The sequence below is a fragment of the Oceanobacillus sp. FSL W7-1309 genome, from assembly GCF_038002145.1.
Taxonomy (GTDB): domain Bacteria; phylum Bacillota; class Bacilli; order Bacillales; family Amphibacillaceae; genus Oceanobacillus; species Oceanobacillus profundus.
Genome location: NZ_JBBOBX010000001.1, coordinates 1,437,110 through 1,455,370 on the forward strand (window position 1 = coordinate 1,437,110; position 18,261 = coordinate 1,455,370).

At 38.7% G+C, this 18,261-nt stretch carries 14 protein-coding genes; 2 read left to right on the forward strand and 12 right to left on the reverse strand.

Translation table 11 applies throughout. The features are described from left to right. Window positions 1–199: 199 nt before the first annotated feature. Entirely contained in the window at window positions 200–1,915 is a 1,716-nt protein-coding gene (locus tag NST46_RS06560; protein WP_251659733.1) for an ABC transporter ATP-binding protein, read from the reverse strand. Window positions 1,916–2,284: 369 nt separating this feature from the next. On the opposite strand from NST46_RS06560, the gene NST46_RS06565 reads away from it, so the two are divergent. Next, complete coding sequence (locus NST46_RS06565) at window positions 2,285–2,644, forward strand: DoxX family protein (RefSeq protein ID WP_316246655.1); 360 nt, start codon at window positions 2,285–2,287, stop codon at window positions 2,642–2,644. 408 nt (window positions 2,645–3,052) lie between these two features. Here NST46_RS06565 and NST46_RS06570 read toward each other — a convergent pair whose 3' ends face one another. The 8 genes from NST46_RS06570 to NST46_RS06605 all read right to left on the reverse strand — a co-directional run bounded on the left by NST46_RS06570 (window position 3,053) and on the right by NST46_RS06605 (window position 13,313). Then, window positions 3,053–4,255, reverse strand: a complete 1,203-nt coding sequence (locus NST46_RS06570) for a S1C family serine protease (RefSeq protein WP_340002636.1) — start codon at window positions 4,253–4,255, stop codon at window positions 3,053–3,055. A 251-nt stretch (window positions 4,256–4,506) separates the two neighbouring features. After that, complete coding sequence (locus NST46_RS06575; RefSeq protein ID WP_095314224.1) at window positions 4,507–5,292, reverse strand: MBL fold metallo-hydrolase; 786 nt, start codon at window positions 5,290–5,292, stop codon at window positions 4,507–4,509. Further along, entirely contained in the window at window positions 5,289–6,218 is a 930-nt protein-coding gene (locus NST46_RS06580; RefSeq protein ID WP_095314225.1) for a two-component system regulatory protein YycI, read from the reverse strand. The genes NST46_RS06575 and NST46_RS06580 overlap by 4 nt, the downstream gene beginning before the upstream one ends. 2 nt (window positions 6,219–6,220) lie before the next feature. Next, complete coding sequence (locus NST46_RS06585; protein ID WP_251659728.1) at window positions 6,221–7,552, reverse strand: YycH family regulatory protein; 1,332 nt, start codon at window positions 7,550–7,552, stop codon at window positions 6,221–6,223. Continuing rightward, on the reverse strand, window positions 7,549–9,378 hold the full coding sequence (gene walK, locus NST46_RS06590; protein WP_095314228.1) for a cell wall metabolism sensor histidine kinase WalK: 1,830 nt from the start codon (window positions 9,376–9,378) through the stop codon (window positions 7,549–7,551). The genes NST46_RS06585 and walK overlap by 4 nt, the downstream gene beginning before the upstream one ends. A 5-nt stretch (window positions 9,379–9,383) precedes the next feature. Further along, window positions 9,384–10,085 (reverse strand): response regulator YycF, encoded by a 702-nt coding sequence (yycF, locus tag NST46_RS06595; RefSeq protein ID WP_095314230.1) that lies wholly within the window; start codon window positions 10,083–10,085, stop codon window positions 9,384–9,386. A 141-nt stretch (window positions 10,086–10,226) separates the two neighbouring features. After that, on the reverse strand, window positions 10,227–11,723 hold the full coding sequence (locus NST46_RS06600) for a M23 family metallopeptidase (RefSeq protein WP_340002637.1): 1,497 nt from the start codon (window positions 11,721–11,723) through the stop codon (window positions 10,227–10,229). Between the two features lie 300 nt (window positions 11,724–12,023). Beyond that, window positions 12,024–13,313 carry an adenylosuccinate synthase gene (locus NST46_RS06605; RefSeq protein ID WP_118889314.1) on the reverse strand — a complete coding sequence of 430 codons (1,290 nt, stop codon included), beginning with the start codon at window positions 13,311–13,313 and terminating at the stop codon, window positions 12,024–12,026. Window positions 13,314–13,532: 219 nt separating this feature from the next. Between NST46_RS06605 and cdaS the strand changes: the two genes are divergently transcribed. Then, window positions 13,533–14,156: a sporulation-specific diadenylate cyclase CdaS gene (gene cdaS, locus NST46_RS06610; RefSeq protein ID WP_340002638.1), complete on the forward strand. Its 624-nt coding sequence runs from the start codon at window positions 13,533–13,535 to the stop codon at window positions 14,154–14,156. A gap of 169 nt (window positions 14,157–14,325) precedes the next feature. On the opposite strand, the gene dnaB is transcribed toward cdaS, so the two are convergent. The 3 genes from dnaB to NST46_RS06625 all read right to left on the reverse strand — a co-directional run bounded on the left by dnaB (window position 14,326) and on the right by NST46_RS06625 (window position 18,235). Continuing rightward, window positions 14,326–15,699 carry a replicative DNA helicase gene (dnaB, locus tag NST46_RS06615; protein ID WP_095314238.1) on the reverse strand — a complete coding sequence of 458 codons (1,374 nt, stop codon included), beginning with the start codon at window positions 15,697–15,699 and terminating at the stop codon, window positions 14,326–14,328. 116 nt (window positions 15,700–15,815) lie between these two features. Beyond that, complete coding sequence (rplI, locus tag NST46_RS06620) at window positions 15,816–16,262, reverse strand: 50S ribosomal protein L9 (RefSeq protein WP_095314239.1); 447 nt, start codon at window positions 16,260–16,262, stop codon at window positions 15,816–15,818. Next, window positions 16,259–18,235 carry a DHH family phosphoesterase gene (locus NST46_RS06625; protein ID WP_340002639.1) on the reverse strand — a complete coding sequence of 659 codons (1,977 nt, stop codon included), beginning with the start codon at window positions 18,233–18,235 and terminating at the stop codon, window positions 16,259–16,261. The genes rplI and NST46_RS06625 overlap by 4 nt, the downstream gene beginning before the upstream one ends. Window positions 18,236–18,261 lie beyond the last annotated feature (26 nt).

The window sequence follows — 18,261 nt, forward strand, 5'->3', positions numbered from 1 at the left end:
TTCTTTCTTCTGCATGATAAGTAGTTTTCTCACAAAATTCCATATACTGTTTTCTCTAAATTCAGTTTACACTAAACTAACTATTTATTAAAACCCCTTGAAGGACTTCGTTAATGCTCTTTTTCAAAAAAAAAAGCAGAGTGATTGCGATTCACTCTGCTTTTTAAGTTCCTTTTCCTATTCAAAACACTTCATCGTTCTAGTTCATCTGTACATTATGCAACTGTGCAAATAAACCATTTTGTTTCAATAACTCTTCATGACTTCCTTCTTCTTCAATACCTTTTTTCGTTACAACCATGATACGGTCTGCATTTTTAATTGTTGCGAGTCTGTGCGCAATCACAAGGGTTGTCCGGTTTTTCGCTAGGTCATTCAATGCTCTCTGGATAATCATTTCCGTCTCTGTATCTAAGGCTGAAGTCGCTTCATCGAGAATTAAAATTGCTGGATTTTTTAAGAACATCCTGGCAATTGCAATCCGTTGCTTCTGTCCCCCGGATAGCTTCAAGCCACGCTCTCCGACTTGGGTTTCATAACCATCTGGTAGTTCCTTAATGAATTCTTCCATGTGGGCATTCCTTGCTGCGGTTTCAATTTCTTCATCAGTTGCATCAAGCTTCCCATATGCTATATTTTCCCGAAGTGTCCCGGTAAAGAGGAATACATCCTGTTGCACAACGCCGATCTGTTGACGAAGGGATTCCTTTGTCATATCTCGAATGTCCATCCCATCAATCATTATACTCCCAGCATTTACGTCATAGAAACGTGGAATTAGAGATGATATCGTCGTTTTACCGGCACCTGAAGGTCCAACAAATGCTATCGTCTCCCCAGCCTGAATGTTAAAGCTCATATTGTTTAAGACAGGAGCATGAGCTTTCTCATAGCTAAATGATACATCTTGAAATGCAATGTTTCCTTTTAGCTCATTCACATGTACAGCATTCGGGCGATCTTGAACATCCGGTTCAACATCTAACATTTGTGCGAAGCGTTTGAATCCAGCCATTCCTTTTGGATACAGCTCTAACAACGCACTGATTTTTTGAATTGGACTAAATAATACGTTCATCATTAATACAAAGAATACTAGTTCTCCGGCACTTAGTTGTCCATTAAACGTCATCCACGCGCCGACAACTAAGACGAGCAATGTAATTAAACGCATCATCATGTAAATGTTCGAATGCACGAATCCCATTACTTTATAGGCTGCGATTTTTGCCTTTAAAAAGCTATTGTTATTTACTGCAAAACGCTTGATTTCATGTTTTTCATTTGTAAAAGCTTGAACAACACGAACTCCAGATACAGCATCTTCAACTTGTGCATTGACACCTGCAATGTCCTCATACATCTTCTTCCATGCTCTGCTCATGCGAATATTACTGAACGAAATAAGAAACACAAGGATTGGCACAGCAATTAAAATGATCAGGGATAACTGCACATTGGTTGAGAACATAATGATAAAAGCACCGATAAAGGTCATAATTGCGATGAAAAAGTCCTCTGGTCCATGGTGTGCAAGCTCTCCAATATCAAATAAATCATTGGAGATTCTACTCATAATATGTCCTGTTTTTGTGTTATCGAAGAATTTGAATGACTGTTTCTGTACATGATGAAACAGGTCACGCCTCATATCTGTCTCGATATATATCCCGAGCTTATGACCTAAATAGGTCACGATATATTGCAGATAGGTACTTAATAAATATACGAATAATAAGAGTACACTTACCGTGACAATTAGATTCCAGTCATTGCCTGGAAGTAATGTATCAATAAACCATTGTACCGCCACCGGAAACGCAAGCTCGAGAATGGCAACGATAACTGCTGATGTAAAGTCAACAATAAATAACCGCTTATGCGGCTTGTAATACGAGAAAAATCGACGAATCATTCACTGCACTTCCTTTTTTTAATCTACCCTTGATTATAATGAGAATCATTCGCAATTGCAATTCCTAGGTCCAGTTAGAAATAGCCCAGACTGAACCATATTCAATGAAATAACACCACCTGCAAACTATCTTTATCTGATATAGCACCATCTCTATGCAATATAGCACTACCCTTATGAAAACTTGACATTTGACATTTACCAACCTGAGCGAATTGCCTTCGTTGCGCTCATAAGCAAAGAAAAGTTAAAACTTTCCTATCTGCCATAATCCCCCATGTTTTTTATCTGATGAAGGAAAGTTTGTCCATGCAGCTGCATAGTTATGTAGCAATAGATACTTTTATTAAAATGAAAGGGATGCATACGATGAAATGGATTTGTTATGCGACAGGTTATGTTTTTATTATTTCTGGCATGATGAAATTAATCAATCCAGATTTCAGAGAAATTTTTGCGGGTGTTGGATTGCCTTTTCCAGAGGTTATGTTATTGCTGGTTGCTCTTGTCGAGCTAGGTTGTGGAATGTTAATTGTTGGTAGGATGTATATGAATATTGCCGTAGCTCCTCTAATATTCATTATGCTTGGAGCACTTTATTTTACAAAGATTCCTTTAATCGGAACATCTGGCTTCCTTAACTTTAGCTTTCAAGCTAGATTAGATATCGTCTTAATTATTTTGCTGCTACTCATCTGGCAACATGCTCGTGGACAAAAAGCCATCTGAATTTCCAGGCAATCAACAAAAGGAAAGATTTATTTGTGGATAACTCGTGTATAACGACAATCCTGTCTGTATAACTTTGAGTTATCCACAGTTTTATACACATATGCACAAGTGTTCGTAGCTATTTTGTTATAAACGCTCATTTTTTACACCATATATTGATTCATCATTAATAATTATCCACCATTTGTGCATAACTTTCGTTTTTTGTGGATTACTTTTTCAAAAATTATAGATTATACACATAATGGATAACGAAGCAAAAGTGTTTCCCATAATAGTATAGAGAGAATATAGCATTTAATCATCGATAAGCATGTCTCTAAGTTTATACACAGTCTTCAAATTTTCTTTTATCACAGCGAAAGCTACCTTCTGCTACATTTTTAGAAGATAGCTTTATATCTTTTACTGGCTTCCAAGCTCTATGTCTGTTTCGATCCGCTCGCCATTTCGATAATATGTCACTTGAATCTTATCGCCAATTTCCTTTTCTTGATACAGTACTTTACGTAAATCAATCATATTCATAATTGGATTCCCGTCCAGCTCCGTGATGACATCCAAACGTTCTAATCCTGCCTGATCCGCTGGAGACAATGGCTCTACATTCCAAACGTAAACACCGCCATCTACTTCAGAAGGTAAATTTAACGTATCTCTCCACTCGGTTTGTGGTACTTCATCAAGCGAATAAATTTCAACACCTAGATATGGCCGTGTTACTTCTCCTGTGGTCTCCAATTCTTCAATAATTGGTAAGGCATGGTCAATAGGAATTGCAAAACCAATTCCTTCTACAGCAGCCTGGTTAATCTTCATCGAATTGATTCCAATAAGCTGACCATAAATATTAATCAATGCACCACCACTATTTCCAGGGTTAATCGCGGCATCCGTCTGAATAACCTCCGCTTGCCAATCTGCACGACCATCTTGGTTAAAATCTTGGGGGATTGTGCGCTCTGTTCCACTGATTACTCCTTGGGTAACTGTGCTTGAAAGATAAAGACCCAATGGATTACCAATTGCAATTGCTGGCTCACCAACTTTGATACTTTCTGATGTGCCAATTTCAATCACTTTATCTACAGCCGCCCCATCCATGCGCAGCACTGCTAAATCCGAAAAGAGGTCACTCCCAACAATTTCTGCCTCAATGTGAGTATCTTCGTAGAGAACTACTTCCACGGTGTCTGCACCTTCAATTACATGATGATTTGTTACGACAAAAGCAGTTCCATCATTATTCTTATAAATAACGCCAGATCCTGTACCAGCTTCTATCCCTTCTTGCTGCTCAAAGAAATCAGAACGCTGTTGAATATTCGTAATCCCGACAACTGTTGGTGTCACTTCCTCAACAACCTCTGTTATCTGAGTCGTCACATCAACGGTTACAGATGTATTAAGGGTTTGATTACCATTTTGTTCATTTGTCTCAATCGTCACTTGGTCACGAGCGTCGTCTCCACCATTCGTTGAATTCATAAATTCAGGCATAACAAGTCCAATAAATAGGACACCAATCACAATTCCTATTATAAGCGGGGCAAGCCATCTTCCCTTTCGTTTCCGATATGTCCGGTAATTCTGATCATAATATCCCATCTCGTAGTCCCCTTATTGATATGATATATGGTAAAGAGATTGTTCAAAAAACCTGCTAATAATCAAGAACTGAGGACATTCGACTAACTGTCTTCACATCTTGCTGCCATAAAAGCTACATTATGCGCGTAAGCCCGAAAAACAATCGAAATTCTCGGTTCCTTTTTCCTCTTTTTGAACACATACTATAGTATTACCTTAAACCGGAAATTATTAAACAATTATATCTAGGGGAACCAATAAAATAATGACTATACAACCTCATACAAAGGAGTTGGCTCCTTTGGATCCGTATCGTGCAGATCGATATGAATACCTCTTTCCTGGAGAACACCTTGTACAGACATTCGAGCTAGGTCCTTCATATTATTATCCAAACTCAAATGGGCAAGATAGATTCGTTTCGTACGGTTACTGATTATATCTGCAAGTGCTAATCCGCAATCTTCGTTTGAAACGTGACCAGAATCACCTAATATACGGCGCTTAACGCTCCACGGATAACGACCCATCCGCAGCATTTCTACATCATGATTGGACTCGAAAATATATGCATCCGCGTCTTCTACTGTTTTTTTGATTCGCTCCGAAACATAACCAAGATCTGTTACGAGCGCTACTTTCTTCCCATCATGCCGAAAAGTATAAAACATTGGCTCTGCCGCATCATGCGATACACCAAATGATTCAATATCCAGATCATCAAACGTCTTCACTTCATTCATCCCGAACAAAAACTTCTGATCTGTTGTAAGCTTTCCAAGCGAATTCTCCATTGCTTTCCATGTCTTTTCATTCGCATAGATTGGGAGATTATATTTCCTTGCCATAATCCCTAATCCCTTAATATGATCGCTATGCTCATGCGTTACCAAAATTCCTGAAAGGGCTGCAGGATCAACCTGTACCTTGCTAAATAACTGGTCCATTTGCTTCCCGCTTAGCCCAGCATCTACAAGAAATCGCTGTTTGTCTGTTTCGACATAAAATGCGTTCCCCGTACTTCCAGATGCCAAAACACTAAAACGTAATGTCATTCTATTTCACTCCGATTTCCTACCTCAAGACTTTGCTCTAAAGCATGTAGAGCTGCTTCTTTTATCTCACTTTCTTCTGGTAAACTTCCAATTCTTGTTATATTATCGTTGATTGTATTATTGAGAAATTCCTTATCCGTACCTGCATAAACAAGCCCCTCAATCGCATTTACAAAGTAATTCCTACTTTCATTTACCGTTACTTTCCATGTCGGTGCAAACACATGCGTACCTTCTGTCGGTATTCGCGACAGAAATCCTAATCTCACCTCGGTAACCGCATCATCCTGTATAAGGTTATTCCGCTCAAACAACGTGCCAATGGCCTGGATAGGCGGATTTATTGTTTGATCCGACCCTTGCTTGCTCGACTCCCCTAGCATCATTTGGGTGTAGTGAGTTACCTCGTTATCTTGGTTTAAATATGCAAGGATAATCGCACTCCCATTCAAATATATTGTCCGGCCTTCCTTTGACTGTGAGAAAATCAGTACTCTATAATCTTCATTCCAACCCCAGAAGTTATATTCATCGGCATAAGCCAAATAAGGTGCCAGCAATTCTGTAACTCGACTGTCACTTGCATTAATAGGGATTGGGATTGGCTCATTCAGCTGCGCCACGACAAACTCATCATCAATCACTGCCGCCGTTATATTATTGATGCTATTTAACATGCTTTTTTCTTCTTCGGTAAACTTCTTTTGCGAAACGCTAATATAATTGGACTCAGCAACATCCGATTCTATCTCTGTTTGAATCTTAATATTCTCCGATTCCAGTTGTTCTTCCAAACTCGTTTCTTTACTTTCATCCAATGCCGGACGTTCTGAATCCTGCTGTCTATCTACATATTGAATTAATAAGTAGATGTTCAAAATAAGGAAACTGAGAATAAATAGTGTTTTAATGTGGCCCCACTGCATTCTCAATCTCCCCCTTCTGGTTTTGCTGGTTCATTAAACGCATGCTGAATCCAGCGACCATTATATTTGATATACCATACCGGTTCCAGTTCAACATTTTCATTGTATGAAAAATCGGTATCGATATTTAGCCGATAGCCAAGTGTAACAGCCTGTATATTTTCTATACTATAGTCTGAATGATCAGGATTAAGGATATTGTTTTTAATAACTTCCCCAGATGCTAGCTCTACAGGTGTTTCATTAATAACAGACGGTGCAAATAAAATCAGTGGTCTATTATATTTAGTCAATTGCTGACTGTTCAATTGTTGCTCAATCATAGACATATTGTCATTGTTAAAGACAGGATATCCTTCAAAATACATCCGATAATTTATTAGACCTTGCATCGTGTTCAATTCTGCTAATCGATAATCACTTGTCCAACCCTTATGATTATTAATTTGCAAAATACTTCTATCCAATAATGTTGTTGGAGAAAGCAATGGATCCGTATTATTATCCTCTGTTAAAATATTTATATATTCCATCCCAATACCGTTTTCATCCACTCGCAGTTGACGACTATCTGTAAAATAACTTTCACCTATTTCTGGAGTTCTGGACTCACTTACTACAGATGGGGTATCAAATAATACGTCGCGCATGTCAGGCGGATTGATTCGTTGAAAGGACATTATTTTTTTCGGTAACACAATTTCACCGGTAGGCAAGTAAATATCTTTACCACCTTCATCCATTAACGTGTACAACCGAAATGTATCCAAATCAAATCCATCCATATAAGACCAGAGATGGTTAAAATCATTGGTATCCGTTATCTTGCCCGTTACAAGCCCGCCATCATCCGTAACTAACTCAACTAGTAATGTGTCTGTGTTTTCATCAAATTTAATATAAATACGTTCAAATAATGCATTTTCGGGTAAATGGACATCTTCATCAGCTAATTTGAAAATACTACTCCCTAATAATTCTACCGGGAATTTTTCCGGGAAAATGATCTCTACCTCATAATCGCTCGGCGTTCGATTTGCAACCGATTGAATCGTAACATCAGATAAACTCCAGGAATTCATCCGATTATATAGGATCTCTCGCTCTGTCGGATCTTTAAAGCCATAATAACTGCCATTCGCATGTAAAATGATGTCCATCGGCTCAATAATGCTTCGTCTATTTTCTTCTGTTCCACCAATGTCAACCTCATCAATTGTCTCGTTATTTAATGCCGTTTGACTTGACTTGATGCTTCCTGTCCCAAGGGTAAGGAGTAAGCTTGTTCCAATTAAAACGATTAATATCAACGTTTTTGCTGTTTCTAATTTCATCGGAATCCCCTCCGCTTCTTATTCATAAGCGGTAATGTGAAGAGAATCGTTGTCCCTTCGCCTTCTTTACTTTTCGCCCAAATGGTCCCGTGATGTGCTTCCACTAATTCTTTCGTAATTGCCAATCCTAAACCTGTTCCACCAAACTTCCTTGCTCTTGCTTTATCTGCTCGGTAAAATCGTTCGAAGATTTTTTCCAGCTTATCATAGGCAATCCCCATTCCTTGATCCTTGATGCTAACAAGCAGATAATGACGCTTTACTTCAAGTTTTAAACGTATTAATCCACCTTCTGGAGAATATTTAATCGCATTTGAAATAATATTATCTAGAATTTGCGTCATTTTGTCTTTATCCATCCAGACATAGCTTTGTACATTTGGAATTTCGCGAACGAGTTTTATCTTTTCAGGAGAATTCATTTCAAACCGATCAATCACATGATGGAAAAAGCTCGCAAATTCTGAGCGCTCTTTATGCATCGGCAGCTCATCCGAATCCATTTTCGAAAGCTGAAGCAGATCGTTTACCATACGAATCATCCGATCCGTCTCACCTTGCGCAACACTGAGAAACTTCGGAGCAATATCTTTATCCTCCCAAGCCCCATCGGTTAATGCTTCTAGATAGCTCTTCATTGTTGTTAACGGCGTCCGCAACTCATGTGATACATTGGATACGAAATCACGACGCTCTTGTTCTACCTTCTCCTGTTCCGTTACATCACTAATTACCGTAATGAATCCTGTTATTTCCTCTTCGTCGTCCAATACAGTTGAAAAGTTTGCTCGTATTAGGAAAGGATTATCATCATCACTAAAATCAATAATCATTGATCCACTATCTTGCAGATCGGTTATATCAATAATCTTACCTTCGAGCTGCAGAACGTCCAGCAAAAAGTCACCGATAACCTCTTCTGGATTATTACCGATCAGCCTTCCTGCCGCCTCATTCATTAACGTAATCGATCCACTATTATCCGTAGCAATAACACCATCGGACATATTGGAAAGGACAGAGCTCAGCTTTCTTCTCTCTTCCTCAATCGTTGCATACGAGTGCTTCAATCGACTATTCAAATCATTAAAGGTCTCAGCTAGTTGTCCGATTTCGTCCTTCCCATATATATTAACCGTTTGTGTAAAATCTCCATTTGCCATGATCTGAGCTTGCTCTCTCATTTCCTTAATCGGCTTTGTAATGGTGCGAGCAACAAGAATTCCCAGTATTGCCGAAATACTGATTGCAAGAATAGACCCTTGGAAAAAGATTCGATTAATGCCTTCTACTTGATCATATACACCTTCCAATGAGGATTGAAAATATATAACACCAACAGCTAAGCCCTCTGAATCAAAAATTGGCTCTACCTGAACATATACACTTTCCCCATTATCGTTAAATTCACTTTTTCGCTGGGAATCAAAAAATAATGCTTGCTGAACTAAATTCTGCGTTGATTTTTTTCCAATCTCGTCCATTTCGTTAATTCGATTCGTCCCCAACACAACCCGCTGAGTATCAATTACTTGTACGGTCGTAGCTGCATTATCGGTACTTATATCTTCTACAATTTGCTGTACCTCTTGCTGTAAGGATATGTCACCATCCTCTTCATTTCGCTCTCTTTCAAAGGCTTGTTCGAGGTTGTAGTTTAAAAGTTCCACCCGCTCATTAATGGAGGTTTTAAAGCTTTCAAATAGATCATCCTCCAGCCTGATGGTAAAGAATGACCCAATCACTTGAACAGCAAGCAGCAATAACAAGATATAAATAATAATAAACTTTAATTGTATCGAACGAAAAAAACCAACTTTATTCATCACAACTACTCCTGCTCAGGATTACGTAAATAATATCCTACACCCCGTCTTGTCACGATCCACATCGGGTTACTCGGATTCTCCTCAATTTTCTCACGAAGCCTGCGTACAGTAACATCAACAGTACGAACATCTCCGAAATAATCATAGCCCCAAACAGTTTCAAGCAAATGCTCTCTCGTCATTACTTGTCCAATATGGCGAGCTAAATAATGCAATAATTCAAACTCACGATGCGTTAACTCGATTTGTTCCCCTTTTCTTGAAACAACGTATGCATCCGGGTGAACAATGAGATCCCCAATAACAATATCCTTTGTTGCCTTCACCGTATCATCAGGGACCTGCTGTCTGCGCAAATTAGCTTTTACCCGTGCAATCAACTCACGATTGCTGAACGGCTTTGTCACATAATCATCTGCGCCAAGCTCCAGTCCAAGTACTTTATCAATTTCTGAATCCTTAGCCGTCAACATGATAACCGGCATCGTCTTTGTCTTTCTCACTTCACGAAGTACTTCATTTCCATCTTTATTTGGTAACATGATATCTAATAAAATTAAATCAGGATTCTCACTTTCAGCAAGCTCAATAGCAGTATCACCATCATTTGCTATAATTACTTGATAGCCCTCTTTTTCTAAATTAAATTTTAATATATCTGCAATTGGTTGCTCATCGTCTACAACTAATATTTTTTGTGCCATCTCATTTCACTTCCTTTTTATCCATTCCTTCATTCTATTCTATCGTACTTTTGCTCATCTGTCTTTACCTAGGAAACGTCTAACCTGCTACTAAATTTTTCGAAAGGAAGAAGGCCGGCTCAGATAGAGCCGGCCTTCTTATTATTCACTTACATATTCTGTTGGATTCTTAAGGCTGCCATTTTTATATACTTCAAAATGAAGGTGAATTCCTGTCGAGTTTCCTGTAGAACCCATCACACCAATTTTACTACCTTTTTCGACAACCTGACCTACTTCCACATCAATAGAGGATAGGTGTGCGTAGATTGTTTTCATCCCATTATTGTGATTCATCACAATCTTATTGCCATAGCCACCGTCGTTATAATCAGCAGATTCAATAACGCCATTATCAGCAGCTAAAATATTACGATTGCTTGGGCGTGCAATGTCAATTCCTTTATGCATCCTTCCCCAACGCTCACCTAAATGGCTGGAAATATATCCACCAACTGCTGGCCAAACCATGTCTCCAGTTCCTCGTGAGGAAATTACCTTTGTGCCTTTGATAACAACCTTATTTATAGGTTCTTCTGTAACGGCTTCATCTAGGGATTCTTTTGCCGTTTGCTTGCCATTTTGCTTCTTTATTTCATATAAAACTTCTTTTTTTCCGTCTTTACCTTCTTGTTTTACTTTTTCCTCGCCTTTATACATGTCCTCTGATTCAATAACTTCTGTTTTAAAAGGAATTGATTCCTCAACCGCCTGCTTTTCAGTCACGACCACTTGTGCAAACGCATCATATTCTGTTACGTTTATTTCCTGGTCAATTTTCAGTACAGTTTCATCTGTTAAATCGGGATTTAGTTCTAGCAGTTCTTCTGTCGTTAAATCGTATTTTCCAGCAATTTCCCCTAAAACTTCTCCTTCTTTAACGGCATGTATCTTGTCTTGCAGCGTTCCTTTTTCAAGCATTTGGATACCTTGTTTTTCCGTTAAAATTTCATCCGGATCTGCGGTTTCCTCGGAGATAACAGCTTCCTTTGAAAATGCAATATCTGTGACAATTGTTTCTCCGACATCAGGAACCCCTTTATCTTGCTTTTGTTTTTCTTTTGTTCCCTTATCAGCTGCAGATTTCTGCTTTATAGCTTCAATTTTTTCCCACTCGTTTTCATCTACATATTTTGTCGTATAGGCTTTTAGAACTGCTTCAGCTGTCTCCTCATCTTTAAAATAACCAACGGTTTCATTTGCAATATTCAATTCCACTGCATCTGCCATTACGGTCATTTGCTCATCCAGCTTTTTTGTTACTTTTTCATTATTGTATTTCGGATTAAAAACCATTTCAGGGATGAAAGTGATGTCTTCACCAATGGTTAATTCAATGGCGTCATAGTTATTCTGATGCTTGGCCAGTTTATCATCGATCACTTGCTGGATAACATCCTGATCGTCAACCTTTCCAAGGTGCTCACCATCTATGTACACATGATATATTGTTTCCAATGTATCTTCTGCCTGTACAGGATGTAAAGTTACCCCAATCCCTAGACATGTCATTATTGCTGTCTTTTTGAATAAACTCCATTTCCGTTTATTCCTTGTCATAGCTTCCGGCTTCTTTTCTGTACTGGTACGATAAAACATTCCCTTGTTCTCCTTTTAATCTAAGTAATTCTATATTAATCTCATAGAGTATGTATAAAACTCATTCTACCAATCTACCATAGCTCAACAGGTTAAAAAATGGATTGTCGAATAATGTAAAGAAATTGTATTATTGCAACCAAAAATTTACTTTAATTAATAATAAATACGATAAACAATCATTCAATTAAAAACAGGACCTGTGAGGAAACTCCCCACAAGCCCTGTAACTCAAGAAAGAAATAGCTAGTAATAATCCGTTCATAGCATGCACATTATTGGTAAGCCAACCAAGTAATTTTACGGACGATATACACTACGTACAACATTTGTCTGAGAACGATCTGGCCCAACAGAGAAAATTGATAATGGTATCTCTGTTAATTGGGATATTCGCTCAAGATAATGGCGTGCATTATCAGGAAGCTCGTCTAAGCTTCTCACACCTGTAATATCCTCTGTCCAGCCTGGCATTTCTTCATAGACCGGCTCACATTGTGCCAGTACACTTAAACTGGCAGGGAATTCCTTCATGATTTCCCCATTATATCGATATGCTGTACAAACTTTCAGTGTCTCAATACCTGTCAGTACATCTATAGAATTTAAGGAAAGGTCCGTAATTCCACTTACACGCCGTGCATGTCTGACAACAACACTATCAAACCAGCCCACACGACGTGCTCTTCCTGTTGTTGTTCCATATTCGCGCCCTATTTCCCGAATCTGATTACCAATCTCATCCTGAAGCTCTGTTGGGAATGGTCCATCTCCTACACGTGTCGTATATGCCTTCGAAACACCAACAACATGGTTAATTTTTGTAGGACCTACACCCGAGCCAATTGTTACTCCACCAGCAATTGGGTTCGATGATGTAACAAATGGATACGTACCTTGATCAATATCAAGCATCACACCTTGTGCCCCTTCAAAAAGGACACGACGCCCATCATCAATTGCATCATTTAAAACAACCGATGTGTCGACAACATATGGCATCATTTGTTGACCATATTCATAATACGCTTCTAAAATCGGTTCTATCTTCAGTGGTTCCACTTCATAAACCTTTTCAAATAAACGATTTTTCTCTTTTAAATTTTGCTCTAATTTCTCACGAAAGGCTGCTTTGTCCAATAGATCTGCAATCCGGATTCCAGTTCGTGCTGCTTTATCCATATACGCAGGTCCAATTCCTTTTTTCGTTGTACCGATTTTATTTTCACCCTTCTCTTCCTCTTGAAGAATATCCAATTCCAGGTGATAAGGTAAAATAACATGTGCACGGTTGCTGATACGAAGATTGTCAGTAGAAACCCCATGCTCATGCAAATAAGCAATTTCTTCTATAAATGCCTTCGGGTCAATGACCATGCCATTACCTAATACACAGATTTTATCTTTAAAAAAGATTCCGGATGGGATTAAGTGCAATTTATATGTCATATTATCAAATTTAATCGTATGACCTGCATTGTTACCACCTTGATAACGAGCTACTACTTCTGCATTTTGCGATAAAAAGTCGGTAATTTTCCCTTTCCCTTCATCGCCCCACTGTGTTCCAACTACTACTACTGAGGACATAAGCACACCTCCATAATTTTAACTTCATTGTATGACTTTTTTATTGACAACTGTAATTTTATCAATAGAAAATACACTAGTCAATCTAAAACACACACATTTAATTTAATTAATCAATTAATGTACGGATATAAACAAAAACTGTATTTATTTTTTACGCATAAAACAATAACTTCTGTGAAAAAATAAAAGAGATTTTAGAAGAACAGGGGTGGAATCATGGGGTTAATTAAACCAGCTCTATCGTTTTCATTGATCAATCAATTAAAAAAAGACCTCGGAGATTTATCGCTTCGAATTGATCGTTTAATGCATGCAATGGATAGTCCAAATTCAAGCTTACTCAATGAATTTGAGGAAATCCATAATGTATTTCATGATATTCAAGTTAGCACAGCATCCCATTATTTAAATTCTTACTTGGCACCTTTTACAAATCAATTTGAGGTGCTCTCAAAAGCAATCCAACATCTCTCAGACCGAAACCATGGAGCCCTAATTGTAATTCAACGAAACGATGCTTTAGATCCGTACATCCATTCTGGGATTGCAATTAATGCTGATTTATCGTTTCCTTTATTAGAATCGATTTTCCACACTGGTAGTCCATTACATGATGGTGCCGTTCTAGTCTGTGATTCAACAATTGTTTCAGCTGCTAATGTCCTTCCAGTTTCCAAGCAAAAAGTAGTCGAGAAAAAACTAGGAACAAGACATCGTGCTGCACTCGGACTTTCCGAACTATCCGATGCATTAATCCTCATCGTTTCCGAGGAAACAGGGAGAGCAACATTCGCGTTTGCTGGTGAATTGTATCCAATCCGTACAAATGGTGTCACCTAATTTTTATTTTGAAGAGTTATGTTAAGCGAGTGAGCTTTCGTCCTGGGATTTTGAGTATTTTCAATGCAAAATTCGGCCTTTTTCTTGAACGTGACCATCAGATTCTCCCTTTTAATCAAGACCCAGCTTCCCTTAACACAAAAAAACAGCCTCATATAAGGCTGTTTAGCTACGCTTGCATCATCGCTGGGGGAATATCTCCTTCTTGGTAGCGATGATCCAAGTCTACGAACTTATTATATTCCTTCACAAATGCTAGCTCTACTGTACCCGTCGGACCATTACGCTGCTTAGCAATAATGATCTCGATGATATTCTGGTTTTCTGTTTCTTTATCATAATAATCATCACGATAGAGGAATCCGACAATATCAGCATCCTGCTCGATACTTCCCGACTCACGAATATCCGACATCATTGGACGTTTGTCCTGACGTGATTCCACACCACGGGATAGCTGTGACAAGGCGATCAAAGGCACCTTCAGCTCTCGAGCTAACGCTTTTAAGGCACGAGAAATTTCAGATACTTCCTGCTGACGATTATCCTTTGAATTCCCGCTTCCTTGAATCAATTGAAGATAATCAATTAAAATCATCCCAAGGCCATGCTCTTGTTTTAAACGTCTACACTTCGAACGAATTTCACTTACTCGAACTCCTGGAGAATCATCAATATAAATTCCAGCATTCGATAAAGATCCCATCGCCATCGTTAGTTTACTCCAGTCATCTGCTTGCAGCTGCCCATTACGTAATCGCTGTGCATCGATATTACCCTCGGCACAGAGCATACGCTGAACTAGCTGATCTGCACCCATCTCAAGACTGAATATCGCCACATTCTGATCTGTTTTTACAGCGACATTTTGAGCAACATTCAATGCAAATGCCGTCTTACCCACAGACGGACGGGCTGCGATAATAATTAAATCATTCGGCTGGAAACCAGAGGTAATCTTATCTAAATCATGGAAGCCTGTTGGTACTCCCGTAACATCACCTGTTTGCTGATGAAGCTGCTCAATATTATCGTAAACATCAATAAGAACATCTTTTATATTTTTAAAGGCTCCGGAATTTTTCCTTCCAGATACCTCCAGAATGTTTTTCTCTGCATCGTTTAAGACACCTTCTACTTCATCTTCATGTTCAAAAGTAGACGTAACAATATCCGTTGCTGTGCGGATTAATCGTCTTAGGATCGACTTTTCCTCAACGATTTTACTATAGTATTCGATATTCGCTGCAGTTGGAACACTCTCAGCAACCTGTGTTAAATACGATACACCGCCAGCCTCTTCCAGCTGCCTCTTGTCATTTAAATAGGTCGTAACCGTGACGACGTCAATTGGTTCGCCTCGTTCGGAAAGGTCCATCATCGCTTGGAAAATTCGTTGATGACTTGCTCGATAAAAATCATCTGGAAGTAATAATTCAGAAGCAGTCGAAAATGCTTCAGGCTCCAGAAAGACAGCACCAATCACCGATTGTTCTGCTTCTATATTGTGTGGCGGTGTACGATCATTTAACGTCTGATTCATTCGATGCTCCCCCTTTTCTAAGAAGTAAAACCAAGCTCTTTTTTATCTTTATACAGAAGAAATCGGCCCAGTCGCCGATTTCCCTTCATTTTCATTATCCATCTTGCAATTTATTATTATTGTTCGCTCACGTGAACTTTAACTGAACCAGAAACTTCTGGATGAAGTTTTACTGGAATTGTTGTGTACCCTAATGAACGGATTGGCTGGTCAAGCTCAATTTTCCGTTTATCCAATTTATGTCCATGTTGCTTCTGTAATGCTTCGGCAATTTGCTTACTTGTAATGGAACCGAATAGACGTCCATTATCTCCCGATTTCGCCTTAATTTCAATGGTTAGTTCTGCCAATGAATCTTTAAGATTCATTGCTTCTTCTTTTTCCTGTTGTTCTAATTGTGCATTTTTACGTTTTTTTGCATCTAGGGCCTTCATATTTCCAGAGGTTGCTTCCTCTGCCAATTTATTTTTTAACAGATAGTTTCGGGCATAGCCATCCGGTACGTTCTTTACCTCACCTTTTTTTGCTTTACCCTTTACATCTTTAAGAAAAATTACTTTCATTCCGATTCTCTCCCTTCATAATACTCGTTTAAAATATCGATTAGGAATGCTTCTGAATCATCGATAGTTGTATCTTCTATTTGAGTAGCCGCATTTGTCAAATGCCCGCCACCATTCATTTTTTCCATGATCACTTGTACATTTACTTTTCCAAGTGACCTGGCACTAATTCCAATTTTACCATCTGCTCTTTCAGAAATCACAAAAGAAGCACTTATTCCGGTCATCGTTAACAAGGTATCGGCTGCCTGAGCAATCATCACAGGGCTATAGGATGTTCCCGATTCAGCTTTGGCAATCGCAATATGATCGCGGAATATTTTTGCACGTTCAATAATTTTACTTCGTATTATATACAGGTCTAAATCCTCTTTTAGGAATTGTTGTACTAAAACGGTATCAGCTCCAACCGAACGTAAGTATGATGCTGCGTCAAACGTCCGTGATCCAGTACGTAACGTAAAGCTTTTCGTGTCGACAATAATTCCTGCTAGCAATGCTGTAGCTTCCAGCATTTTTAACTTCGTACCTTTTGGTTGATATTCCAATAACTCCGTCACTAGTTCTGCAGTCGAAGAAGCATATGGTTCCATATATACTAACGTAGGATTATCAATAAAGTCCTCACCTCTCCGATGGTGATCGATTACGACTCGATATTCTGTTTTATGAAGCAGGCTTTCATCGGCTACCATTGATGGTTTATTGGTATCAACGATAACAAGCAAGCTACGATTTGTAATAATCTCCTCCGCACGATCCGGATCAATAAAATATTTCCATAATTCGTCATCCGCCTTGATCGCATCAACTAGACGATATACACCAGTATCAACATCATCTGGATCGAAGACAATATGCCCTTCGACATTGTTTGTTTTCGCGATATTCAAGACGCCAATAGCTGCACCAAGGGAATCCATATCTGGTGATTTATGGCCCATAATGATGACATTGTCACTTGCCTTCACAAGCTCTTTTAACGCATGTGAGATAACACGTGCCCTTACACGGGTTCGTTTCTCCATTGGATTCGTTTTACCACCGTAAAACCTTACTTTACCTTGATCTTCTTTAATCGCAACCTGGTCCCCGCCACGTCCCAATGCAAGATCAAGGCTGGATTGTGCAAGCTCACCTAACTCTGGTAGAGATATATTTCCGACGCCAACCCCGATACTAAGTGTAACGGGGTTATTTTCAACGCCGTTCATTTCACGGACCTCATCCAAAATATCGAATTTAATTTTCTCCAGCTGCCCTAGAATTTCCTTCGTTCCAACAGCCAAAAATCGCTCTTGAGATGTGCGTTTTAAATAAAGGCCATAACGATTCGACCAATTATTCAAAACGGTTGTTACCTCTGAGTTTAATTGGCTCTTAGCTGTATCATCCATATTCTGTGTAATTTCTTCATAATTGTCTAAGAAGATAATGGAAAGCACGGTTTGATCATTATGGTATAGCTTTCTTAATTGCTGCTGATCCGTTCGATCAAGCAGGTATAGTAAACGTTCTTCTTTTTTTATGATGGTGTTAAATTTATAACCATCCAATTCAAGCCAAAGGCTCTCTTTGTTTTCCTTAACCATCGGAATAATATCTTCCGAAAGCTTATTCAACGACTCACCTATTAGCGAATCATCTTCATCACTAAATTGATTCATGTATGGATTTGCCCATTCTATCTGATAATCTTCATTATACAAAATAATACCTAAAGGCATCTCTAATAATGCTTCTTCTCCAACCTTCTTGATCCGATGTGACATGGTTGATATATATTTCTCTGTCTCATTAAGAAGTGTTCTTTCCGTCCTGACACTATAATAAAAGGAAGCGGCTAATAAAACAGTCAAAATGAACCCCAGTATCCACTGGAAATACCAAACGACACCAAGCAGAAGGAAGGATAATAAATATATCACCCATACATGCCTGCTCAATATTGGCTTATTTTGTAAATTCGGCATTGCGTTCAGCTCCTATTACTCGGGTG